Raw genomic sequence first — 22,742 nt, 5'->3', positions numbered from 1 at the left:
CTCGCCCGCACGTCGCGCCGCCTCCGGGCGGCGTTTTCGTTTCTACGGAGTGCCATCGCATGCGTCCCACCCTGCTGCTCGCCGCCTCGCTGCTCACCACCGCCTGCGCGGCCAGGCCGGATCGCGCCGCTGCCGACGCGGCACCCTCGCTCACGGCCATCGGCACCCTTCAGGGCCGGGCCGACCGCAGTCCGCTCGAGGGCCAGGAGGTCACGGTCGAAGGCATCGTCACCGGCAACTTCGTGGCGGGGCTGGGCGGCTGGTTCCTGCAGTCCGCGCAGGACGACGGCGATCCGGCCACCTCCGAGGGTCTGTTCGTCGCGTCCACGGACAGCGCGGACGCCGCGCTGTCGTCGGGTCAGCGCGTGCGCGTGACCGGCGTGGTCACCGAACTCGATCAGGGTGGCTCGCGCCTCACCGCGCTGCAGTCCGCCCGCACCACCGTGCTGGGCACCGCGCCGGTGCCGCAGGCCCGGCTGCCGCAGGCGCCCGGGGACTGGGAGCGCTGGGAAGGCATGGCCGTGGCCATCGAAGCGCCGCTGACCGTGACCGGCAACGACGGCCTGGCGCGCTTCGGCGAACTGTCGGTGTCCTTCGGTGGCCGCCTGTTCGCACCGACCGAACGCGCTGCACCGGGCCCGGCGGCGCAGGCCATCGCGGCCGACAATGCGCGCCTGGCCCTGCGGCTGGACGATGGCCAGTCCGCGCAGAACCCGGCCCGCATCGCCTACCTGCCTGCGCCGTGGAATGACGCCGCGCCGCTGCGCACCGGCAGCGTGGTGCAGGGCGTGGTGGGTGTGGTGGACGAGCGTTACGGCAGCCACCGTCTGCAGCTGACGCAGCCGCTGGCGGGGATCACGCAGGCGGCGCGCCCGCCGGCGCCGACCGTGCCCGGCAATCGCCGCATCGCCGGCTTCAACGTGCTCAACCTGTTCAATGGCGATGGCGCCGGCGGGGGCTTCCCGACCGAGCGCGGCGCGGCCAGCGCCGAGGCCTACGCGCGGCAGCAGGCCAAGCTGGTGGCCGTGGTGACCGCGCTGGATCCCGACCTGGCGGCGCTGATGGAGCTGGAGAACGACGGTTACGGACCGCGTTCGTCGATCGCGCAATTCGTCGCCGCGCTCAATGCCGCGGGGCCGCACCGTGACTGGCGCTTCGTGGACAGCGGCGAAGGTCCGGGCAGCAATCCCATCCGCGTCGGCATCGTCTATCGCAGCTCGCGGTTCCAGACCGTGGGCAAGGCGGTCACGGTTGCCGACGGTCCTTTCCTCGACCGCAGCCGCGCGCCCCTGGTGCAGGCCTTCCGCGCCGGCCGCGGGCCGGTGTTCGTGGTCGCGGCCAACCACTTCAAGTCCAAGGGCGGCTGCGGCGAAGCCACCGGCGGCGATGCCGATGCCCGCGACGGCCAGGCCTGCTACAACGCCACGCGCCTGGAATCGGCCCGGCGGCTGCACGACTTCCTGGCCACCGATCCCACCGGCACGCGCCCCGCCGGACACCTGGTGATCGGCGACCTCAACGCGCACGCCCAGGAAGACCCGCTGCGCCTGCTGCGCGAGCGCGGCTGGCGCGACGCCTTCGAAGGCGCCCAGGCGCCGTATTCCTACGTCTGGGCCGGCCTGTCGGCGCGCCTGGACCATGCCCTGCTCGATGCCGGCCTGGCCGCGCGCCTGCGCGGGGCGGTGGAATGGCACAACAATGCCGACGAGTCCGAGCGCTTCGACTACCGCGCCCCGGCCAACGGCCCGGCACACGCCTACCGCGCCTCCGACCACGACCCAATGCTGCTGGGTCTCGACCTGGCCGACTAAGGGCTATCATCGCCGCCATGGACGCGCTCCCCGACTTCCCCGTCGAATCCGGCCCGCTGCGCCTGCCGGGTCCGGCGGGCGCGCTGGAGCTGATGATCGACCTGCCCGAACCGGGCACCGAGCGTGCCGGCGTGGCCGTGATCTGCCACCCCAATCCGCCCGACGGCGGCACGCTGCACAACAAGGTCGTCACCATGACCGCCCGTGCCCTGAGCGAACTGGGCCTGGCCGCGGTGCGCTTCAACTTCCGCGGCGTCGGCCAGTCCGAAGGCAGCTTCGACAACGGCCGCGGCGAAACCCTGGACCTGCTGGCGGTCACCGACTGGGTGCGCAAGGTGCGTCCGGCCGACCAGCTGTGGCTGGCGGGCTTTTCCTTCGGCAGCTGGGTGGCGCTGCAGGGCGCGCGCCACCTGCCGGTGAAGCAGATGATCTCGATCGCGCCGCCGGTGGGCCTGCGCCCCTTCGCCGGCGTGCTGCCGCCGTCCTGCCCCTGGCTGGTGGTGATGGGCGAGGCAGACGACCTGGTGGATCCGCAGGCGGTGTACGCCTGGATCGATACGCTCAAGGACAAGCCCACCCTGGTGCGCATGCCCGACACCGGACATTTTTTCCACCGGCGGCTGATGGACCTGCGCGGCGCGATCAAGAACGGCGTGCGCAAGAACCTGCCGCCGCCGCGCCATGGCTGAACCGACGTCGGCCCTGCCGCCGTCGGCCATCTACGGCAACGGCGTCACCACCCGCCGCTGGCAGCGCGACCCGGCGCAGCAGCGCGCTCTGGCCGAGCTCGACCGCATCCACCGCCAGGTGCCCGCGCGGCTGGAGAAGCCGCTGTTCCAGCGCTGGCTCTGGCGCCTGCTGCCGCCCGCGCCCGTGCGCGGCGTGTACCTGTGGGGCGGCGTGGGCCGCGGCAAGACCTTCCTCAACGACCTGCTGTTCGAACAGCTGGGCGACCTGCCGCGCCGGCGCTGGCACTTCCACCGCTTCATGGTCGAGGTGCATGCGCGGCTGCAGGCGCTGCCCGAAGGCGCCTCCGACACCGTGGCCCTGGTGGCCGACGCGCTGGCCGACGAGATGCGGCTGCTGGTGCTCGACGAGTTCATCGTCAGCGACATCGCCGACGCGATGATCCTGGGCCGGCTGCTGGAGCGCCTGTTCGCGCGCGGCGTGGTGCTGGTCACCACTTCCAACACCGAGCCGAAGAACCTGTACAAGGACGGCCTGCAGCGCGTGCGCTTCCTGCCCGCGATCGCGCTGATCGAAAAGCACTGCGCCGTCGTGCACCTGCAGAGCGACCAGGACTACCGGCTGCGCCAGCTCACGCGCGCGCCCAACTACCTCACGCCCCTGGGTCCCTGCGCCGAGCAGGGCCTGGCGGAGCACTTCGCGCGCCTGGCCGCCGACTGCCCGCGCGACCACGCGCCGCTGGTGATCAACGGCCGCGAAATCCCGGTGCGGGCGATGGCCGAGGGCATCGCCTGGTTCGATTTCGCCGGGCTGTGCGAAGGACCGCGCGCCGCGCCCGACTACGTCGAGGTGGCGCGCGATTTCCACACGGTGCTGCTGTCGGACGTGCCGGTGTTCGACGCGCGCCAGGACAACGCGGCCCGGCGCTTCGTGCACCTGGTGGACGAACTGTACGACCGCAACGTGAACCTGCTGCTCAGCGCGGCGGCCGAGCCCGCGGCGCTGTACGCGGGCGAAAAGTTGCGCGCCGAATTCGAGCGAACGACCTCGCGGCTGATCGAGATGCGCAGCGCCGAGTACCTGGCGCGCGAGCACAAGCCGTGAGGCGGGCCGCGCCCTGGCTGGCCGCGGGGCTGGGCCTGGGGCTGACGCTGCTGGCGTTCTGGCCCGGCTACCTGAGCTGGGATTCGGCCTATCAGTGGTGGCAGGCACGCAGCGGCCAGATCGACCCGACCCACCCGCCGGTGATGGTGCGTCTGTGGCAGCTGTCGCGCATGGCCATGCCCGATCCCGGCGGCATGCTGCTGCTGCAGGCGACGCTGTGGTGGGGCGCGCTGGCGCTCTTCGCCGATGCACTGGGCGGATCGGCAACGCGACGCGCGGGCACGGTGCTGCTGACCGGGCTGTGGCCGCCGCTGCTGGGCCTGCTGCCGCACCTGTGGAAGGACGTGTGGCTGATGGCGCTGTTCGCGCTGGCGGTGGCCTGCCTGGTGCAGGACCTGCGCACGCCGCGGCGCGCGTGGCGGGTCGCGGCGCTGTCGGCGCTGGCGCTGGCCTGCGCCTTCCGCTTCAACGCGCTGCCCGGCGCTCTGCCGCTGCTGGCCTGGATCGCGTGGCGCCAGTGGCCGCGGCGCAAGGTTGGCGCGGCGGTGGCCACGCTGGCGATGGCCGCCGTGATGCAGGTCTTCTCGACCGCCGTGAACCATGTGCCCGGCGGCCGCGACGTACCCGTGTGGCCCAGCGTGGCGATGTGGGACCTCGCGGCGGTGTCGATCGCGGAGGACCGGCTGCTGTTTCCGCCCGACTGGGTGGATCCCGGCCTGACCGTGGACGACCTTCGGCGCGACTTCGTCGAATACGTGAACGTGCCGAGTTTCGCCAGCGGGCAGCTGCGGCTGAACTATTACTACGACTACACGCCGGCGCAGTTCGCCGCGCTGCGCGCGGCCTGGCTGTCGCTGCCGCGCGAACACGGCGCGGCCTACGCGGCGCATCGGGCGCGGGTGTCGCAATACCTGCTGGGCCTGCGCCAGGCGGAGCAGCCCGACTACCTGGTGCTGCAGCCAGGCGTGATCGCATACAAGGACAACCCCGCGCTGGCGCGACCCGAGGGCCGCGTGCACGGCGCCGTGCAGTCCGTGCTGGACCGGCTGGTGGATGCCCCCGTGTTCGCGCCCTGGCTGTATCTGCTGGCAGCGCTGGCACTGCTGGCCTGGCACGCGATACGCCGCCCGCCGGGCGGACCGCGTGCGCTGGCCACGATGGTCGCCGGTTCCAGCCTGGCGCTGGCGCTGCCGCTGCTGCTGCTGTCGCCCAGCTCCGACTTCCGCTACCTGGGCTGGTGCGTGCTGGCGGCGTGGCTGGCCGGCTGGCTCTACTGGCCGCCGGAGAACCGCAGCCCGACGCCCGGCTCGGTGTGGAGGTAGCGCGGGGCCGCGGCATCCTCGCCCAGTTTCGCGCGCAGCTTGGCCACCAGGATGCGCAGGTAGTGCGTGTCCTCGACGTGCGTCGGACCCCAGAGTTCGCGCAGCAGCTGCGGCTGCGTGACCACGCGGCCCGCGTGCCCCAGCAGGTGCACCAGCAGCGCCCATTCCTTCCGGCTCAGGGTCACCGGCTGTCCGTCCAGCTTCACCTGGCGCAGCGCCACGTCGATGCGAAGGTGGCCGTCATCGAACACCGCATTGCGCTCGGCCTCCGGCCGCAGCCGCAGCAGCGCCCGCAGCCGGGCCGACAGCTCCTGCACGCCGAAGGGCTTGGTGACGTAGTCGTTGGCGCCGGCATCCAGCGCCGCCACTTTCTGCGCCTCCGCATCGCGCACCGACAATACGATCACGGGTACCGACGACCAGCTGCGCAGGTCCTGCAGCACTTCGATGCCGTCCAGGTCGGGCAGGCCCAGGTCCAGCACCACCAGGTCGGCGCCGCGCGTGGCCAGGGTCTGCAGGCCTTCGCGGCCGGTCGCGGCCTCGAGCACGTCGTGGCCCTGGGCGCGCAGGCTGATCGCCAGGAAGCGGCGGATCTGCGGCTCGTCGTCGATCACCAGGATGCGCGCGCCGGCGGCGTCGGCCATCTTCACTCGTCCCGCGGCCGCCCCGACGGCGGCTCGATCAGGGGCAGGGTAATGCGGATCGTCGTGCCGACGCCATCGCGGCCGGGCAAGGCTTCCACCACGCCGCCATGCGCGCCCATCATGCCCTGGCAGATCGCCAGGCCCAGGCCGGTGCCCTGCGCGCCGCGGTCGCCGCGCTCGACGCTGTAGAACATGTCGAACACGCGCCGGCGCTCGTCTTCGGGAATGCCGGGGCCGCGGTCGCTGACATCGATGCGCAGTTGGCCTTCGACCAGTCCGGCTTCCAGCACCACGGCCGCGCCGGCCGGCGAGAACTTGGCGGCATTCTCGAGGATGTTGAACAGCCCCTGCTCCACCAGCGCCGGATGCACGTACAGCAGCGGCAGGCCCGGCGCGAGCCGGGTCTCGACGAGGGTGCCGGGCACCAGCTTGCGCAGCCGCGTGATGGCCGAGCCGGCGATTTCATCCAGGCCGATCCATTCGCGCTTGAGCTGCAGCGTGCCGTGGCCCAGGCGCGTCATGTCCAGCAGGTTCTGGATGTAGCGGTCCAGGCGCTGGCCTTCGCTCAGGATGCCTTCGGCCAGCGTGCGCTGGTCCTCGGCGGAGAGCCGGTCGCGGTACGCGCTCAGGCTTTCGGCGCTGCCGATGATCGAGGACAGCGGCGAGCGCAGGTCGTGCGACACCGACGACAGCAGCGCGGCGCGCAGGCGCTCGGTTTCGCCCGTCACGCGCGCGGTTTCCAGCGCGTCCACCAGGCGCGTGCGGGCCATCGCCTGGGCCAGGTCCTGCACCATCGCCTGCGCCAGGCTGGAGACCTCGGGGGCCAGCTGTTTCACCGTGGCGTCGGGGCGCAGCGCCACCACGCCCAGGCCACGATCGCCCTGCGCCAGCGGCAGACACCACCAGCCGGCGCCGTTGAGCGTGTCGGTGTAGCGGCCCGCGGGCTGCAGGTGCTGCAGGCACCAGTCGGCGGCGGCGGCGGCCGAGACGTCCAGGGTGGCGCCGCCCGGTTCGGCGGCTACCGGGGCCAGGCCGCGGCCTTCGGCAGCCACCAGCACCACCACCTCGGCCGACAGTGCGGCCCGCAGCTGTCGCGTCGCCGCGCGGTGCACTTCGCCTTCGTCGGCGGCCGTGGCCAGCTGCTGGCCCAGGACCTGCAGCGCCTCGGTGCGGGCATTGGCGGCGCGCAGCATCAGCACCTGGCTGCGCAGCCGGTTTGCCAGCCGCCCGCAGATCAGGGCCACCACCAGGAACACCGCCACCGTCACCACGCCCTGCCCCGCGGCGATGTCGAAGGTGTAGCGCGGCTCGATGAAGAAGAAGTTGTAGGCCAGGAAACACAGCAGGGCCGCGTAGGCGGCCACGCCCATGCGCGCGCGCACCGCGACCCACATCACCGCCGGGATGAACACCAGCGACAGCTCTTCCAGCGACAGCAGCCGCTCGGCCAGCGCGGCCACCGCCACCGACAGGGCCACGGCCAGCGTGGCCAGGGCGAATTCGCGACCGCTGCCCGGCCCCGGCGATTCGATCTGGCGGCGCGCGCGCGCGCGCGCATACGGCGTATTGATGATGGTGAGTTCGAAGTGGGCCCCGCGCTGCAGCAGCTGCTGGGTCAGCGTGCGGTTGAACATGCGCGCCAGCCGGCGCTCGCGGGTGCGGGCGATCACGATGGTGGACACCGCGTGCTGGCTGGCCCAGGCGATCAGTTCGCCCACCACGGACGTGCCGCGCAGCGTGGCCACGTCGCCGCCCAGCCGCCGCGCCAGCGCGAAGCACTGCTCGACCATGCGCTGGCGCGCGTCGTCGCCGCCGCCGGTGTCCACGTAGGCCACGGTCCACGGCGCCTGCCGGCGTTCGGCCAGCTTGCGGGCGGCGCGCACCAGGTATTCGCTGTTGTCGAAGCCATCGATGGCCACCAGCACGCGCCGACGGATCGGCACCGGGCCGGTGCCGCGCGCGGCCAGGTGTTCGCGCAGGTCGGCGTCCACCCGGTCGGCGACCTGCTGAACGGCCAGCTCGCGCAGTGCCGTCAGGTTGGAGGCGGAGAAATACGACTGCAGCGCCGACGCCGCCTGATCGGCGCGATAGACCTTGCCCTGCTGCAGGCGCTCGATCAGCTCGCGCGGCGGCAGGTCGATCAGCACCAGGTCGCGGGCGCGGTCGAGGAAGGCATCGGGCACCGTTTCGCGCACACGCACCCCGGTCAGCTGGCGCACCAGGTCGTTGAGCGACTCCAGGTGCTGGATGTTGACCGTGGTGTAGACGTCGATGCCGGCGTCGAGCAGTTCCTCGATGTCCTGGTAGCGGCGCTCGTGGCGGCCGCCCGGCGCGTTCTGGTGCGCGAGTTCGTCCACCAGCGCGACCTTGGGCTTGCGTGCCAGCAGCGCGTCGAGGTCGAGCTCTTCGAGCGTGCGGTCCCTGTAGTCCACGCGGCGGCGCGGCAGCACGTCCAGGCCCTGCACCAGGGCCTGGGTTTCGGCGCGGCCGTGGGTTTCCACCAGGCCCACCACCACGTCCACGCCCTGCCGCGCCAGCTCGCGCGCGGCATTGAGCATGGCGTAGGTCTTGCCGACGCCGGGCGCGGCGCCCAGGAACACCTTCAGCTGCCCGCCGCGCTCGCGCTGCAGCGGTCCCAGCAGCGCATCCGCCTGGGCCGAGCGGTCGGTGGGCATGGTGTCAGGGCGCCATTGCGTCGAGGGCCAGGTTCAATTCCAGCACATTCACGCGCGACTGTCCGAACACGCCGAAGGTGGGCGCCAGCGTGTGCGCCTGCACCGTGGCCTGGACGACTTCGACTGGGAGGCCCCGGGCGCGCGCGACACGGGCCACCTGCAGCTGCGTGGCCGCCGGGCTCAGGTGCGGGTCCAGGCCCGAGCCCGATGCCGTGACCAGGTCGGCGGGAATGTCGCGGGCCGGCACGCCTTCGCGCGCGGCGATCTCCGCGGAGGTCGCCACCATGCGTTCACGCAGCGCCGGATTGCCCGGCGCCAGGTTGCTGCCGCCGGCGGCAATGGGCTTGTAGCCGACCGCCGACGGTCGCGGCTGGAAATACCCGTCGCCAACGAAGGGCTGCGCGACCAGGCGCGAACCGACCACCACGCCGTCGCGCTCGATCAGGCTGCCGCGCGCCTGTTCGGGAAACAGGGCCTGGCCGGCGAGCGTGGCGAGCGCCGGATACAGCAGGCCGGCGCCGAGCACGCCGACCGCGGCAAACCGAAGCCAGGCCAGCGTACTGCCGCCGCGCGAATCAAGAATGTTGTCGTTTTCCATCTCAGGCTCCAAAGGCCGCGACCAGCACGAGGTCGATGAGCTTGATGCCGGCGAAGGGCAGCAGCACGCCGCCCAGGCCGTACACCAGCAGGTTGCGCCGCAGCAGGGACGAGGCGCTGGCGGCACGGAAGCGCACGCCGCGCAGCGCCAGCGGAATCAGCGCGGGAATGACGAGGGCGTTGAACACCAGCGCCGCCAGCACCGCATTGCGCGCGCTGGACAGCTGCATCACGTCCAGCGCCGCCAGCGCCGGCAGTTGCGCCGCGAACACCGCGGGAATGATGGCGAAATACTTCGCCACGTCGTTGGCCAGCGAAAACGTGGTCAGCGCGCCGCGCGTGATCAGCAGCTGCTTGCCGATCTCCACCACCTGCAGCAGCTTGGTCGGGTCCGAATCCAGGTCCACCATGTTGCCGGCTTCTTTCGCCGCCTGCGTGCCGGCGTTCATGGCCAGGCCGATGTCGGCCTGGGCCAGCGCGGGCGCGTCATTGGTGCCGTCGCCGACCATGGCCACCAGCTTGCCCAGCGCCTGCTCGTCGCGGATGCGCTGCAGCTTCTGCTCGGGCGTGGCTTCGGCGATGAAGTCGTCCACGCCGGCGGTGGCGGCGATGGCGGCGGCGGTGATCGGGTTGTCGCCCGTGATCATCACCGTCCTGACGCCCATGGCGCGCAGGCGGGCGAAACGCTCGCGCACGCCGGGCTTGACCACGTCCGACAGCGCCACCACGCCCAGCAGGCGCGCGCCATCGGCCACCACCAGCGGCGTGCCGCCGGCGCGCGCCACCTGTTCCACCAGCGCGCGCAGGTCCGACGGCGCCTCGCCGCCCTCGCCGGCGGCCCAGCGTGCGACGGAATCACCGGCGCCCTTGCGGATCCGGCGGCCGCCGCCCAGGTCCACGCCGGACATGCGCGTCTGCGCGCTGAACGCGTGGAACTGCGCGTCCTTCGGCTCGGCCAGGGCACTGCCCAGCTTGCGTGCCAGGGCCACGATGGATTTTCCTTCCGGCGTCGGGTCGGCCAGCGAGGCCAGCAGCGCAGCGTCGCGCAGCTGCAGCTTGGCCACGCCCGCCACCGGCAGGAAGTCGGTGGCCTGGCGGTCGCCGTGGGTGATGGTGCCGGTCTTGTCCAGCAGCAGCGTGTCGATGTCGCCGGCAATCTCCACCGCCTTGCCCGACTTGGCGATGACGTTGGCCTGCAGCGCGCGGTTCATGCCGGCGATGCCGATCGCGGGCAGCAGGCCGCCGATGGTGGTGGGGATCAGGCACACCAGCAGGGCCACCAGCACCACCACGCCCACCTCGACGCCGACGAAGGCGCCGATGCTGGGCAGCGCAGCGACGACCGCAACGAAGGCCAGGCTCATCGCCGACAGCAGCACGGTCAGCGCGAGTTCGTTGGGCGTCTTCTGGCGCGAGGCGCCTTCCACCAGTGCGATCATGCGGTCCAGGAAACTGTGGCCGGCGTCGGCCGACACTTCCACCACGATCACATCGGTCAGCACCTTGGTGCCGCCGATCACACCCGATCGGTCCGTGCCGGCTTCGCGCAGCACCGGCGCGGACTCGCCGGTGACGGCGGCTTCGTTGATGCTGGCGATGCCCTCGATGATCTCGCCGTCGGCGGGAATCATTTCGCCGGCGGCGATGCGCACGCGGTCGCCGCGCCGCAGCACGGACGCGGGCACCCTCTCATCGCCTTGCGTGCCGATCCGGCAGGCCACCAGTTCGGCGCGCGCCGCACGCAGGCTGGCGGCCTGGCCACGGCCGCGGGCTTCGGCGATGGCTTCGGCGAAGTTGGCGAACAGCACGGTGGCCAGCAGGATCAGCGCCACCGCCAGGTTGAAGGCGAAGGCCGGATCGGAGGGCCCGCTGGCCGCCGCCATCCAGGCAGTGACCGCGGTGCCCACCAGCACCACGAACATCACCGGGCTGCGCGCGGCCACCGGCGGATTGAGCTTGGCGACCGCGGCCCACGCGGCCTGGCGCAGCTGCGCGCCATCGATGCCGGACGCGTGCGGGCTGGATTTGACGACGGTGTTCATTGGTTCGGCTCCGGGTCGCTCAGGCGGCCAAGGACAGCGCTTCACCGATCGGGCCCAGGGCCAGGACCGGCAGGAAGCACAGCAGGGTGAGCAGCACGATCACGGCAATCAGCGTGATGGCGAAGGTGGGCGTTTCGATGTCCAGCGTGCCGGCGGACACCGGCGCCACGCGCTTGCTGGCCAGGCGTCCCGCCACGGCCAGCGGAATCAGCAGCGCGGCGTAGCGGCCGGCCAGCAGCAGCACGGTGCAGCTCAGGTTCCACCACGGCGTGGCGTCCCCCAGGCCTTCGAAGCCGGAGCCGTTGTTGGCGAAGGCCGATGCGTATTCGTAAAACACCTGCGACACGCCGTGCAGGCCGGGATTGGAGGTGCCGGTGAGCGCGGGGTTGGCCAGCGTCACGCCGGTGGCGAGCAACAGCAGCACCGGCTGCAGCAGCACCAGCATCGACAGCAGGCGCATCTCGCCGACCTCGAGCCTGCGGCCGAAGAATTCCGGCGTGCGGCCGATCATCAGCCCCGCCAGGAACACCGTGACCAGCAGGTAGACCAGGAAGCCGACCAGGCCACAGCCGATGCCGCCCCACACCGCGTTCACCAGCATGCCGCCGATGGCGATGCCGCCCGCGACCGGGTTGAGCGAATCGTGCATCGCGTTGACCGAACCGTTGGAGGTCTGGGTGGTCAGCGTGGACCACAGCGCCGACGCGTGCGGCCCGAAGCGCTGCTCCTTGCCTTCCATGTTCGGGCCGTCGGCGGCCAGGCCGGCCACGGCCGCATTCGGCTGCGACTCCGACCAGACGGCGCCACCGACGAACACCAGCGAGAAGAACGCCATCACGCCGAACACCAGCGCGGTGAGCTTCCTGCGGCCGGTAAATCGGCCGATCATCAGCACTATGGCCATCGGCAGCAGCACGATGGCGACCACCTGCAGCAGGTTGCTCAGCGGCGTCGGGTTCTCCAGCGGCACGGTGCTGTTGGGTCCGTACCAGCCGCCGCCATTCGTCCCCAGTTGCTTGATGGCGACCATCGGCGCGACCGGGCCGACCGGGATCACCTGCTCGGCCATGCCCGCCTGCGCGTCGATCGGCGTGGCGGTCTTCGCGCCGTCGAAGGTGCTGGGCACGCCCTGCCAGGTCAGCAACAGCGACCAGGCCAGGGCCAGCGGCAGCAGCACGCGCAGGCAGCCGCGCACGGTGTCCACGTAGAAGTTGCCCAGGTCGCGCGCTTCGCCTTCCTTCGCGGCGTCCTTGTTCCGACCCCCGAACAGACCGCGCAGCACGGCCAGGCCGATGGCCAGGCCCATCGCCGGCGTCAGCACCTGCAGGGTCACGATGCCGGCCAGCTGGGAGAGGTAGCTCAGCTGCGCCTGGCCCGAATAGTGCTGCTGGTTGGTGTTGGTGAGGAAGGACACCATCGTGTGCAGCGCGAGGTCCCAGTCCAGGCCGGCGACACCGTCCGGGTTCAGCGGCAGCTGGCCCTGGCCCATGAAGAGGGCCATCACCACCAAAGCCAGCACGGCGTTGGTGCCGACGAAAGCGCGGGCAATGCCCTGCCAGGTCATGCCGCGCTGCGGATCCACGCCACACAGGCGGTAGACGCGGGCTTCAACGGGGCCGAACATGCGGTCGAGTTTCGACGGCGCGTCGCCCAGCGCGACGGCCAGGTAGCGGCCCAGGGGCCAGGCAAGCGCAATGATCAGCGCCAGGGTCAGCGGAATTTCCCACATGGTGGTCACCTGAGGATCAGAACTTGTCGGGGCGCAGCATGGCGATGGCGAGGTACACGCCCACCGCGATCACCAGCAGCCAAAGTACGAATGCAGTCATCGTCGTCACGGGGTCGGGCTTGAAGGCGCCACTGTCGGCGCGCCGGCCGTAAATTCGCCATGCCCGGCTCGAACCATCGCGTAAATTCGGCGTAAACAGCCCTTTCCATGCACAGCGCGCATGGCTGCGGCGGGCTGGGGTAGATTCAATGCTTGACCGAGCCCGCCCCCCTCCACACCCCAGGAACTTCCATGCGCCCACTGCTGCTTGCCGCCGCCCTTGCCGCCCTGCTGCCGCTGCAGGCGCAGGCACAGCCGCCCCAGCTGGACGCCCTGGCCGCGTCGGTGCAGGGCAAGGTGCAGGCGTGGCGCCGCGACCTGCACCAGCACCCGGAGCTGGGCAACCAGGAAACCCGAACGGCCGCGAAAGTGGCGGAGCACCTGCGCTCACTCGGCCTGGAGGTGCGCACCGGCATCGGCCCCACCGGCGTGTCGGCGGTGCTGCGCGGCGCCAAGCCGGGCCCGCGCATCGCGCTGCGTGCCGACATGGACGCGCTGCCGGTGACCGAAGAAACCGGCCTGCCCTTCGCCTCCACCGTGAAAGCCGACTACCGCGGCACACCCGTGGGCGTGATGCACGCCTGCGGCCACGACGCGCACGTGGCCATCCTGATGGGCGTGGCGGAAGCGCTGGCGTCCATGCGGGGCGAGCTTTCGGGCGAGGCGATGTTCGTCTTCCAGCCCGCCGAGGAGGGCCCGCCCACCGTGGGCGAGGTTTACGGCGCCGCGCGCATGATCAAGGAAAACTTGTTCGCTGACTTCAAGCCCGACGCCATCTATGGGCTGCACGTCTGGGCCGCGCTGCCGGTTGGCAGCGTGGGCACGCGCACCGGTCCGGTGATGGCCGCCGCCGACGAATGGACCCTTCGCATTGACGGCAAGCAAACCCACGGCTCGCGCCCGTGGGACGGCGTTGACCCGATCACGGTGGCGGCGCAGGTGCACCTGGGCTGGCAGAGCATCCTCGCGCGGCAGGTGGACATCACCCGCTCGCCGGTGGTGCTGACCAGGGGCGCCATCAACGGCGGCGTGCGCTTCAACATCGTGCCCGATCGCGTGGACATGACCGGCACCCTGCGCACCTTCGACCCGGCCATGCGCGCCGACGTGATTGCGCGCATGGGCGCCACGGCCGACGGCGTCGCGACGGCCAGCGGCGCCAAGGCCACCCTGCGCGTGGTGAACAATGCCCCGGTGACGGCCAACGACGGCACGCTGGCCCCTTCGGGCCTGGCCTCGCTGCGCACCGCGCTGGGCGAGGGCAAGGTGGTGGAGATGCCCCTGCTGACGATTGCCGAGGATTTCTCGCAGTACGCCACCGTGGCGCCCACGTTCTTCTGGTTCGTCGGCAGCACGGCCCCGGGCGTCGATCCGCTGAAGGCGCCGGCCAACCATTCGCCGATGTTCCTGCTCGACGAACAGGCCCTGGACGTCGGCGTGCGAACGATGCTCCAGGTCTCCCTCGACCGCCTGCAGAGATAACTTACCAGTTACCGTTCCTATCTCATTGGGACTGAAAACATACCTGGTATGTTTTCCTCCTCATTGAGACTGAAAACATACCTGGTATGTTTTCCTCGGCTGCGCGCAGAGGCGAGCGGAGACGACTGACGCGGTGATAGCATCGGCCCATCCCTTCCGGAGATCGCCGATGCGCCGCCTGCTGCTGGTTTCCGCCCTTTCCGCCGCGCTCTGCGGCCCCGCCGCTGCGCAGGCGCCCGACGTCGAAACCCTGGCCACCAAGGTGGACGCCAAGGTGCAGGCCTGGCGCCGCGACATCCACCAGCATCCGGAGCTGGGCAACCGCGAGGTGCGCACCTCCAAGCTGGTGGCCGACCACCTGCGCGCGCTGGGCTTCGAGGACGTTCGCACCGGCATCGCCACCACGGGCGTCACCGCGGTGCTGCGCGGCGGCAAGCCCGGCCCGCGCATTGCCGTGCGCGCCGACATGGACGCGCTGCCGGTCACCGAGCGCAGCGGCCTTCCGTTTGAATCCAAGGTCACGTCCACCTTCCGCGGCGAAACCGTCGGCGTGATGCACGCCTGCGGCCACGACGCCCACACCGGCATCCTGATGGGCGTGGCCGAGGCCCTGGCCTCGATGAAGGCCGAGCTTCCCGGCGAGATCCTCTTCATCTTCCAGCCCGCCGAGGAAGGCCCGCCGGATGGCGAGGAAGGCGGCGCCGAGGAAATGCTCAAGCAGGGCATCTTCGACCGCTTCAAGCCCGAGGCGGTGTTCGGCCTGCACGTGTTCAGCACGCTCAACGCCGGCACCGTCGGCTGGCGCAGCGGCCCGGCCATGGCCGCCTCGGACCGCTTCAACATCGTCGTGAAGGGCCGCCAGACGCACGGCTCGCGCCCCTGGGGCGGCGTGGACCCGATCGTGGCCGCCGCCGACCTGATCGGCAGCGCGCAGACCATCGTCAGCCGCCGGCAGAACATCAGCAAGCTGCCCGTGGTCGTCACCTTCGGCGCCATCAAGGGTGGCATCCGCTACAACATCATCCCCGACAGCGTCGAGCTGGTCGGCACCATCCGCACCTTCGACGAAGGCATGCGCCAGGCCGTGTTCGCGGACCTCAAGAACGTCGCCACCCACGTCGCCGCCGCCCACGGCGCCACCGTGGAGGCCAACGTGCCCGACACCAAGGGCAATCCGGTGACGGTGAACCACCCGGCGCTCACCGCACGCATGGTGCCCAGTCTGGAAAAAGCCGTCGGCGCCGCCAACGTGCGCGAGCTGGACCTCAACATGGGCGCCGAGGACTTTTCGTACTACGCGCGCGAAGTGCCGGGCTTCTTCTTCTTCGTCGGCGCCACCCCGCGGGGCCAGGATGCGATCAAGGCGCCGTCGAACCACTCGCCGGAATTCTTCCTGGACGAAGAGGCGCTGAAGGTCGGCACCCGCGCGATGCTGCAGGTGGTGCTGGATTACCAGAACGACGCATGATCCGTCCCAACCCCCACGGAGCCACGCCATGACCCAGACCACCATCGCCGTCCTCGTCGGCAGCCTGCGACGCGAGTCCATCAACCGCAAGCTGGCCACCGCGCTAGCGCGACTCGCGCCTTCGGACGTCATCTTCACGCAACTCGAGATCGGCGACCTGCCGCTCTACGACCAGGACGACGACGCCAACCAGGCCGACTCGGTCAAGCGGCTCAAGTCGGAACTGCTGGCCGCCACCGGCGTGCTGTTCGTCACCCCCGAGTACAACCGCTCGGTGCCGGGCGTGCTCAAGAACGCCATCGACCACGCCTCGCGCCCCTACGGCAAGAGCGCCTTCGCCAAGAAGCCCGCCGGCATCATCGGCGCGTCGCCGGGTGCCATCGGCACCGCGCTGGGACAGCAGCACCTGCGCAACATCACCGCCTACCTCGACATGCCCACGCTGAACCAGCCCGAAGCCTTCGTGCAGGCCAAGGACGACCTGTTCGATGCCGACGGCAACATTGGCGAGGGCAGCCGCAAGTTCCTGCAGGGCTGGGTGGATGCCTACGTGGCCTGGGTGAAGAAGCACGCCGCCTGAGTTCCGCGCAGCACACCGCGCCTTGACCCCATCCGCCGACCCCACTATCTTGGGGTCGTCGGTCCCGGGCGCCACAAGCGCTTGGGTTAATAGGGAAGCCGGTGGGAATCCGGCACTGCCCCGCAGCGGTATGTGGAAACGAACGCCGTTTTTGGCACTGGGGCGGTTGGCCCTGGGAAGCGACGGCTAGTAGGCGGAGACAGGAACCCGTTCCTGTCTCCCCGTCCTCAAGTCCGAAGACCTGCCGACAGCCGCGCGAAGCACACCGCGCGGTGACCGGCCCAGAAGTCTCCGGGGGGAGACGGCGCCGGTGTCGTGGCGCCGCGTCTCGGTCCCTGCGACACCCGCATTCCATCCTCCGAGCTGACTTCGCATGCCCGCGGGGGCATGGCCGCGACGACGCCGTTGGGTGTCTTCGCGTTCCGTCTCCGCGCGCCGCCCCCCGAGGGAGGGTCGGCGACCGTGCGCCACGCACCGGAGAACCCCATGTCGCACCCCGTCCTTGAAGCGCCGGCCGACGCCGCCTCGCCGCAGTTCGCCCTCACCCCGCCCGCCACCGCGCTGGGCATGACCGTCACCAAGCGCAATGGCCGCCGCGAGCCGGTGGACCTCAACAAGATCGTGCGCGCGGTGATGCGCCGCTGCGACGACCTCTATGCCGTGGACCCGATGCGCGTGGCCACCCGCACCATTTCCGGCCTGTACGACGGCTCCAGCACGCGCGAACTGGACGAACTCTCGATCCGCACCGCCGCCCTGCTCACCGCCGAGGAACCCGAATACGGCCGCCTTGGCGCGCGCCTGCTGGCCGACTTCATCGCCAAGGAGGTGGCGGGCCAGGAAATCCACGCCTTCTCGCAGTCCATCGCCCGCGGCCACGAGACCGGCCTGATCAACGACCGCCTGCTGGGCTTCGTGCAGGCCAATGCCCGCAAGCTCAATGACGCGCTGGACGCCTCGCTCGACCGCAGGTTCGACTACTTCGGCCTGCGCACCCTCTACGACCGCTACCTGCTGCGGCATCCCACGAAGCGCACGGTGATCGAGACGCCGCAGCAGTTCTTCCTGCGCATCGCCTGCGCGCTCAGCCAGGACGTGCCGGAGGCGTTGGCCCTGTACCAGCGCATGGCGTCGCTGGACTACCTGCCCAGCTCGCCGACGCTGTTCAACGCCGGCACCACGCACGAACAGCTGTCGAGCTGCTTCCTGCTCGACTCGCCCCAGGATTCGCTCGAGTCCATCTACCAGCGCTACGGCGACATCGCCCAGCTGTCCAAGTTCAGCGGCGGCATCGGCGTCAGCTACACGCGCGTGCGTTCGCGCGGCGCGCTGATCCGGTCCACCAACGGCCACTCCAACGGCATCGTTCCCTGGCTCAAGACGCTCGACTCCTCGGTCGCGGCCGTGAACCAGGGCGGCAAGCGCAAGGGCGCGGCCTGCGTCTACCTCGAACCCTGGCATGCCGACGTGGAGGAGTTCCTGGAGCTGCGCGACAACACCGGCGACGACGCGCGCCGCACCCACAACCTCAACCTGGCCAACTGGATCCCGGACCTGTTCATGCGCCGCGTGGAGGCCGACGGCGACTGGTCGCTGTTCGACCCGCACGCCATGCCGCAGCTCACCGACCTGTACGGCCCCGATTTCGACGCCGCCTACGAACAGGCCGAGGCCGGCGGCCGCGCGGTGAAGACCGTCCGCGCCCGCGAGCTGTACGGCAAGATGATGCGCACCCTGGCCCAGACCGGCAACGGCTGGATGACCTTCAAGGACAAGTGCAACCGCGCCAGCAACCAGACCGCCCGGCCCGGCAATGTCATCCACCTGTCCAACCTGTGCACCGAGATCCTGGAGGTCACCTCGTCCGACGAGACGGCGGTGTGCAACCTGGGCTCGATCAACCTGGGCCATCACCTGGGCGAGGACGGCTTCGACTTCGACAGGCTGGCCGAAACCGTGCGCCTGGCCGTGCGCCAGCTGGACCGCGTGATCGACCTGAACTTCTATCCGATCGAATCGGCGCGCCGCGGCAACCTGCGCTGGCGGCCGGTGGGCCTGGGCGTGATGGGCCTGCAGGACGTGTTCTTCCGGCTGCGCCTGGCCTTCGACGCGCCGGAAGCGCGCGCACTGTCGGCCCGCATTGCCGAACAGATCTATTTCCATGCCCTGGAGGCCAGCTGCGAGCTGGCGCAGGAGCGCGGCCGGCATCCCAACTTCGCCGAATCCCGCGCCGCCAGCGGCGAGCTGCAGTTCGACGCCTGGGGCGTGGTGCCGGCGGACGCCGAGCGCTGGGATACGCTGCGCGACCGCATCCGGCAGCATGGCCTGCGCAACTCGCTGCTGATCGCCATCGCCCCCACCGCCACTATCGCTTCGATCGCCGGCTGCTATGAATGCATCGAGCCCCAGGTTAGCAACCTGTTCAAGCGCGAAACCCTTTCCGGCGACTTCCTGCAGGTCAACCGGCACCTGGTGGTCGAGCTCAAGCAGCTGGGCCTGTGGACGCCCGAGATGCGCGACCGCATCAAGCTGGCCGAAGGCTCGGTGCAGGCCATCGCCGAGATCCCGGCCGAACTTCGCGCCGTCTACCGCACGGTGTGGGAAGTGCCGATGCGCTCGCTGATCGACATGGCCGCCGCCCGCGGCGCCTACATCGACCAGAGCCAGTCGCTGAACCTGTTCATGGAGTCGCCCAACATCGGCGCGCTGTCGTCCATGTACATGTATGCGTGGAAACAGGGCATCAAGACCACCTACTACCTGCGCTCGCGCCCGGCGACAAAAATCGCCAAGACCACGGTCAATGCACCCGAGGCTACGGCGGCGGTGGTTTGTTCGCTGGAGAATCCTGAGAGCTGCGAGGCTTGCCAGTGAGGGCGGGGGAACTAGTGAAGAGGAAATAGGAACTAGTGTTCGCGGGCGGGGGTGGCTCATCGGGCAGGCTGGGCCTTTCTCAGGCCGCGCCGGAGTGTGGTCAGCATCCTGCCTATCTCGAAGGCCAAGGCGATTGTGGAATCTGCCTCTTCGGGCTTCAGCCATCCCAGGCGGCGACAGAGAAGTATCTGTGAGTGCAGCTCTCCCAGCGATCCGTGTGCAACTGCAAGGAAGTGCGCCTTTTCCTTGCGCGATTCACGAGTCCAACCTTCGGCGACATTGCTTGGGACGGATATTGCTGCCCTTGTTATCTGCGATCGGATTCCAAACCGTTCTTCCGACGGCAGTTGCTTCGAGCTCCGGCAAGCCATCTCCGCCAACTGCATCGCCTTCTGCCAAACCACCGCGTTCCTGTAATGCATGAAGCCTCCGTACCCAAAGGCTCCCAGACAAGAATCAAGAACAGAATCAGGAATCTCCCCATGCCAACGTACGCCCCCAACCCTTCACTAGTTACTAGTTCCTCTTCACCAGTTTCCAAGCTCCTCGATCCGGGATTCGACCTGACCCTGCGGCCGATGCGCTATCCGCAGTTCTACGAGATGTACCGCAACGCCATCCGCAACACCTGGACGGTCGAGGAGGTCGATTTTTCGCTCGACACCCATGACCTCAAGACCAAGTTCGGGCCGGCCGAGCGGCACCTGGTCGAGCGGCTGGTGGCCTTCTTCGCCACCGGCGACTCGATCGTGTCCAACAACCTGGTGCTCAACCTCTACCAGCACATCAACGCGCCCGAGGCGCGCATGTACCTGTCGCGCCAGCTGTACGAGGAGGCGCTGCACGTGCAGTTCTACCTGACCCTGCTCGATACCTACCTGCCGGAGCCCGAGGCGCGGGCGCGGGCGTTCGATGCCATCGAGAACATCCCGTCCATCCGGCGGAAGGCCGAGTTCTGCTTCAAATGGATGGACAGCGTGCAGTCGCTGCAGCGCATCGAAACGAAGGCCCAGCGCCGGCAGTTCCTGCTCAACCTGGTGTGCTTCGCGGCCTGCATCGAGGGGTTGTTCTTCTTCGGCGCCTTTGCCTACGTGTACTACCTGCGCTCGCGCGGTCTGCTGCACGGGCTGGCGGGCGGCACCAACTGGGTGTTCCGCGACGAGAGCGGGCACATGGCCTTCGCCTTCGAGGTCATCCGCACCGCGCGCGAGGAAGAGCCCGACCTGTTCGACAACGAGCTGAAGGCGCAGATCGTGCAGATGCTGCGCGAGGCGGTGGACGTGGAGTGCCTGTTTGCCGAGGACGTGCTCAGCGGCGGCGTCGCCGGACTGTCGCCGCGCGACATGCGCCAGTACCTGGAGTACTGCGCCGACCAGCGGCTGGCGCAGCTGGGCCTGCCCAGACACTTCGGCGCCAGCAACCCGTTCCCCTTCATGGACCTGCAGGATGTGCAGGAGCTGACCAACTTCTTCGAGCGCCGCGTGTCGGCCTACCAGGTGGGCGTGCAGGGCGAGGTGGCGTTCGACGCGGCGTTCTGACCCCGCGCGCGATCAGGCCGCCGGCAGCGTGACCCGCGCGCGCAGGCCGCCCAGGTCCGGGGATTCGTCCAGCACGATGCGTCCCCGGTGCGACTCGAGCACCTGCGCCACGATCGACAGGCCCAGCCCGCTGCCCTCCACGCCCGTGCCCAGCTCGCGATGGAAGCGTTCGAAGACACGTTCGCGGGCGTCCGCGGGCACTCCCGGCCCGCTGTCTTCGACCGACAGCTGCACCTGGCCCTGGTCGGCGTGCAGCCCCAAGTGCACGCGTCCCCCGGTCGGGGCGTAGCGCAGGGCATTGTCCAGCAGGTTTCGCACCAGGCCATCCAGCGACGCGCTGTCGCCCACCACCTGCCCGGGCGCGACCTGCAGCTGCAGCGTGATGCCGCGCTGCGAGGCAAGGCAGGCGTAGTCCTCGACCTGCCGCTGCACCAGGGCCGCCAGGTCCACCGGCGCCTGGTCGCGTGTCGCGGTACCGCTTTCCACCCGGCTCATCACCAGCAGCTGCCCGATCGCGCGCTCGATGCGGCGCACGCTGGCGTCGAGCTGCTCCTGCGATTCGCCGCGCTCATCCTCGCTGCGCGCCGTGCGCAGGTTGTCGGCATGCACCTTGACCGCCGCGACCGGCGTGCGCAGTTCATGCGCGGCGTCGGCGGTGAAGCGGCGTTCGCGCGCCAGCGCGGAATCCAGGCGTGACAGCAGCCCGTTCACCGCCTTCACCAGGCCCTGGATTTCCTTGGGCACGCGGTCGAGCTGGATGGGCGCCAGCCGGTCGGGCGCACGCGACTCGATTTCGGCCGAGATGCGCAGCAGGCCGCGGCTGGCCCAGGTGACCGCCAGCCACACCATCAGCGCCAGCAGCGGCAGCGCCAGCAGCAGCGGCAGCAGGGTGCCGAAGGCGATGCCGGCGGCGATTTCCTCGCGGATGCCCGCCAGTTCACTGGCCTGGTACCAGCGCCCGGACGGCGCACGGAGGGTGAAGGTGCGCCAGGACTGGCCATCGATCACCACGTCGGCATAGCCCGGCGCCAGCGGCGCCAGCGCCTGCGCGGGTCCGCTGTCGGAACGCAGCAGCAGGCGGCCGTCGGCGTCGCGCGCCTGGAAGGCCAGCCGGGTTTCATAGGCATGGCCGTCGGGTGTGATCAGCGCGTGGCCCTCGCCCGGGCCGTTGCCATGCCAGACCTTGATCACCAGCGGTTCGGCGGCGGGCTGGCGGGCGGCATCGCCCAGCGGCTCGTCCACCAGGCTCATCAGCACGCGCGCCGAATGCGCCAGCTTGGCGTCGAACAGTTCCGCCGCCTCGCGCAGGCCGGAGCGGAAGCTGAAGGTGCCGGCCACTGCGATCACCAGCGACAGCGTACCGACCAGGGCCACCAGCAGCAGGCGCCGCACCGAGGTCAAGGCGGCGACTCCGGCGGTGCGTTCGCCACCGATTCCTCGAGCACGTAGCCGACGCCGCGGATCGTGCGAATCAGGGCCGGCGGCAGCTTGCGGCGCAGGTGGTGCACGTGCACGTCCAGCGCGTTGCTGGCCACGTCCTCGTCCCAGCCGAACAGGCGCTGCTGCACGGCTTCGCGGCTGACGACACGGCCGGGGCTTTCGATCAGCACCCGCAGCAGCGCGAACTCGCGGCGCGGCAGGTCGAGGTTGCGGCCCTGCCAGCGCACCGACATCTGCGCCGGGTCGAGCTCAAGCGCGCCGCAGGTGAGCACCGGGGCAGCGTGGCCCGCACTGCGTCGCAGCAGCGAGCGTACGCGTGCCAGCAGTTCGTGCGTGTCGAAGGGCTTGCCCAGGTAATCGTCGGCGCCCAGGTCCAGGCCCAGCGTGCGGTCGGCCGGCCGCTCGCGCGCACTCAGCACCAGGATCGGGACCCTGGCGCCGGCGCGGCGCGCGGCCTTGATCACCTCCAGCCCATCCATGCGCGGCAGGCCCAGGTCCAGCACCACCAGGTCGATGCCGCCGTCGCGGATCGCCGTCAGCGCGCTGGCGCCGTCGCGCAGCCAGTCCACCGCATAGGCGGCACGACGCAGCGCGGTGCGGATGCCTTCGCCCAGCGACTCATCGTCTTCGACCAGCAGTACGCGCATCCG

At 70.3% G+C, this 22,742-nt stretch carries 18 protein-coding genes and 1 riboswitch; of the genes, 9 read left to right on the top strand and 9 right to left on the bottom strand.

The features are described from left to right. Positions 1-59: 59 nt before the first annotated feature. The 4 genes from ACOQFR_RS00970 to ACOQFR_RS00955 are packed head-to-tail and all read left to right on the top strand — an operon-like array spanning position 60 to position 4,924. Positions 60-1,811 carry an ExeM/NucH family extracellular endonuclease gene (locus tag ACOQFR_RS00970; protein ID WP_421377667.1) on the top strand — a complete coding sequence of 584 codons (1,752 nt, stop codon included), beginning with the start codon at positions 60-62 and terminating at the stop codon, positions 1,809-1,811. A gap of 17 nt (positions 1,812-1,828) precedes the next feature. Then, on the top strand, positions 1,829-2,500 hold the full coding sequence (locus tag ACOQFR_RS00965; protein ID WP_421377665.1) for an alpha/beta hydrolase: 672 nt from the start codon (positions 1,829-1,831) through the stop codon (positions 2,498-2,500). Beyond that, entirely contained in the window at positions 2,493-3,602 is a 1,110-nt protein-coding gene (zapE, locus tag ACOQFR_RS00960; RefSeq protein WP_421377664.1) for a cell division protein ZapE, read from the top strand. Before ACOQFR_RS00965 ends, zapE begins: the two co-directional genes overlap by 8 nt. Then, positions 3,599-4,924 (top strand): hypothetical protein, encoded by a 1,326-nt coding sequence (locus tag ACOQFR_RS00955; protein WP_421377662.1) that lies wholly within the window; start codon positions 3,599-3,601, stop codon positions 4,922-4,924. Before zapE ends, ACOQFR_RS00955 begins: the two co-directional genes overlap by 4 nt. Here the strand turns inward: ACOQFR_RS00955 and ACOQFR_RS00950 are convergent. Genes ACOQFR_RS00950 through ACOQFR_RS00925 form a run of 6 tightly spaced genes read right to left on the bottom strand, consistent with a single transcriptional unit; the run spans position 4,873 to position 12,720 of the window. After that, positions 4,873-5,568 (bottom strand): response regulator, encoded by a 696-nt coding sequence (locus ACOQFR_RS00950; RefSeq protein ID WP_421377660.1) that lies wholly within the window; start codon positions 5,566-5,568, stop codon positions 4,873-4,875. The genes ACOQFR_RS00955 and ACOQFR_RS00950 overlap by 52 nt on opposite strands. Positions 5,569-5,570: 2 nt before the next feature. Then, positions 5,571-8,243: a DUF4118 domain-containing protein gene (locus tag ACOQFR_RS00945; protein WP_421377658.1), complete on the bottom strand. Its 2,673-nt coding sequence runs from the start codon at positions 8,241-8,243 to the stop codon at positions 5,571-5,573. 4 nt (positions 8,244-8,247) lie between these two features. After that, positions 8,248-8,841 (bottom strand): potassium-transporting ATPase subunit KdpC, encoded by a 594-nt coding sequence (kdpC, locus tag ACOQFR_RS00940; protein WP_421377656.1) that lies wholly within the window; start codon positions 8,839-8,841, stop codon positions 8,248-8,250. Position 8,842: 1 nt separating this feature from the next. Further along, entirely contained in the window at positions 8,843-10,882 is a 2,040-nt protein-coding gene (gene kdpB, locus ACOQFR_RS00935; protein ID WP_421377654.1) for a potassium-transporting ATPase subunit KdpB, read from the bottom strand. 19 nt (positions 10,883-10,901) lie between these two features. After that, complete coding sequence (gene kdpA, locus ACOQFR_RS00930) at positions 10,902-12,611, bottom strand: potassium-transporting ATPase subunit KdpA (protein WP_421377808.1); 1,710 nt, start codon at positions 12,609-12,611, stop codon at positions 10,902-10,904. Positions 12,612-12,627: 16 nt separating this feature from the next. After that, on the bottom strand, positions 12,628-12,720 hold the full coding sequence (locus ACOQFR_RS00925; protein ID WP_421377652.1) for a potassium-transporting ATPase subunit F: 93 nt from the start codon (positions 12,718-12,720) through the stop codon (positions 12,628-12,630). A gap of 182 nt (positions 12,721-12,902) precedes the next feature. Between ACOQFR_RS00925 and ACOQFR_RS00920 the strand changes: the two genes are divergently transcribed. From ACOQFR_RS00920 to ACOQFR_RS00905, 4 genes are all read left to right on the top strand, one after another. Continuing rightward, positions 12,903-14,192: an amidohydrolase gene (locus tag ACOQFR_RS00920; protein ID WP_421377650.1), complete on the top strand. Its 1,290-nt coding sequence runs from the start codon at positions 12,903-12,905 to the stop codon at positions 14,190-14,192. 169 nt (positions 14,193-14,361) lie between these two features. Continuing rightward, positions 14,362-15,660 carry an amidohydrolase gene (locus ACOQFR_RS00915; RefSeq protein WP_421377649.1) on the top strand — a complete coding sequence of 433 codons (1,299 nt, stop codon included), beginning with the start codon at positions 14,362-14,364 and terminating at the stop codon, positions 15,658-15,660. A gap of 28 nt (positions 15,661-15,688) precedes the next feature. Further along, positions 15,689-16,240, top strand: a complete 552-nt coding sequence (locus ACOQFR_RS00910; protein WP_421377647.1) for an NADPH-dependent FMN reductase — start codon at positions 15,689-15,691, stop codon at positions 16,238-16,240. A 42-nt stretch (positions 16,241-16,282) separates the two neighbouring features. Continuing rightward, positions 16,283-16,503, top strand: a riboswitch (cobalamin riboswitch). Positions 16,504-16,726: 223 nt separating this feature from the next. Further along, positions 16,727-19,114: a ribonucleoside-diphosphate reductase subunit alpha gene (locus ACOQFR_RS00905; RefSeq protein WP_421377645.1), complete on the top strand. Its 2,388-nt coding sequence runs from the start codon at positions 16,727-16,729 to the stop codon at positions 19,112-19,114. 56 nt (positions 19,115-19,170) lie between these two features. Here ACOQFR_RS00905 and ACOQFR_RS00900 read toward each other — a convergent pair whose 3' ends face one another. Then, a complete protein-coding gene (locus ACOQFR_RS00900) occupies positions 19,171-19,536 on the bottom strand; it encodes a four helix bundle protein (protein WP_421377644.1) in 366 nt (121 codons plus the stop codon). A 60-nt stretch (positions 19,537-19,596) separates the two neighbouring features. Between ACOQFR_RS00900 and ACOQFR_RS00895 the strand changes: the two genes are divergently transcribed. Next, complete coding sequence (locus ACOQFR_RS00895) at positions 19,597-20,652, top strand: ribonucleotide-diphosphate reductase subunit beta (RefSeq protein WP_421377642.1); 1,056 nt, start codon at positions 19,597-19,599, stop codon at positions 20,650-20,652. Between the two features lie 12 nt (positions 20,653-20,664). Here ACOQFR_RS00895 and ACOQFR_RS00890 read toward each other — a convergent pair whose 3' ends face one another. After that, a complete protein-coding gene (locus tag ACOQFR_RS00890) occupies positions 20,665-22,032 on the bottom strand; it encodes an ATP-binding protein (protein ID WP_421377807.1) in 1,368 nt (455 codons plus the stop codon). Between the two features lie 17 nt (positions 22,033-22,049). Then, entirely contained in the window at positions 22,050-22,739 is a 690-nt protein-coding gene (locus ACOQFR_RS00885) for a response regulator transcription factor (RefSeq protein ID WP_421377641.1), read from the bottom strand. Positions 22,740-22,742: the final 3 nt, after the last annotated feature.

Source organism: Arenimonas sp. MALMAid1274, assembly GCF_049195245.1.
Taxonomy (GTDB): Bacteria; Pseudomonadota; Gammaproteobacteria; order Xanthomonadales; family Xanthomonadaceae; genus Arenimonas.
Note: the sequence above shows the minus strand (reverse complement) of the source record. Positions and strands in the feature narration are given on the sequence as shown.

Coding starts and splice junctions, on each gene's coding strand:
- ACOQFR_RS00970 (WP_421377667.1), top strand. CDS start 60: ATGCGTCCCACCCTGCTGCTCGCCGCCTCGCTGCTCACCACCGCCTGC.
- ACOQFR_RS00965 (WP_421377665.1), top strand. CDS start 1,829: ATGGACGCGCTCCCCGACTTCCCCGTCGAATCCGGCCCGCTGCGCCTG.
- zapE (WP_421377664.1), top strand. CDS start 2,493: ATGGCTGAACCGACGTCGGCCCTGCCGCCGTCGGCCATCTACGGCAAC.
- ACOQFR_RS00950 (WP_421377660.1), bottom strand. CDS start 5,568: ATGGCCGACGCCGCCGGCGCGCGCATCCTGGTGATCGACGACGAGCCG.
- ACOQFR_RS00945 (WP_421377658.1), bottom strand. CDS start 8,243: ATGCCCACCGACCGCTCGGCCCAGGCGGATGCGCTGCTGGGACCGCTG.
- kdpC (WP_421377656.1), bottom strand. CDS start 8,841: ATGGAAAACGACAACATTCTTGATTCGCGCGGCGGCAGTACGCTGGCC.
- kdpB (WP_421377654.1), bottom strand. CDS start 10,882: ATGAACACCGTCGTCAAATCCAGCCCGCACGCGTCCGGCATCGATGGC.
- kdpA (WP_421377808.1), bottom strand. CDS start 12,611: ATGTGGGAAATTCCGCTGACCCTGGCGCTGATCATTGCGCTTGCCTGG.
- ACOQFR_RS00920 (WP_421377650.1), top strand. CDS start 12,903: ATGCGCCCACTGCTGCTTGCCGCCGCCCTTGCCGCCCTGCTGCCGCTG.
- ACOQFR_RS00915 (WP_421377649.1), top strand. CDS start 14,362: ATGCGCCGCCTGCTGCTGGTTTCCGCCCTTTCCGCCGCGCTCTGCGGC.
- ACOQFR_RS00910 (WP_421377647.1), top strand. CDS start 15,689: ATGACCCAGACCACCATCGCCGTCCTCGTCGGCAGCCTGCGACGCGAG.
- ACOQFR_RS00905 (WP_421377645.1), top strand. CDS start 16,727: ATGTCGCACCCCGTCCTTGAAGCGCCGGCCGACGCCGCCTCGCCGCAG.
- ACOQFR_RS00900 (WP_421377644.1), bottom strand. CDS start 19,536: ATGCATTACAGGAACGCGGTGGTTTGGCAGAAGGCGATGCAGTTGGCG.
- ACOQFR_RS00895 (WP_421377642.1), top strand. CDS start 19,597: ATGCCAACGTACGCCCCCAACCCTTCACTAGTTACTAGTTCCTCTTCA.
- ACOQFR_RS00885 (WP_421377641.1), bottom strand. CDS start 22,739: ATGCGCGTACTGCTGGTCGAAGACGATGAGTCGCTGGGCGAAGGCATC.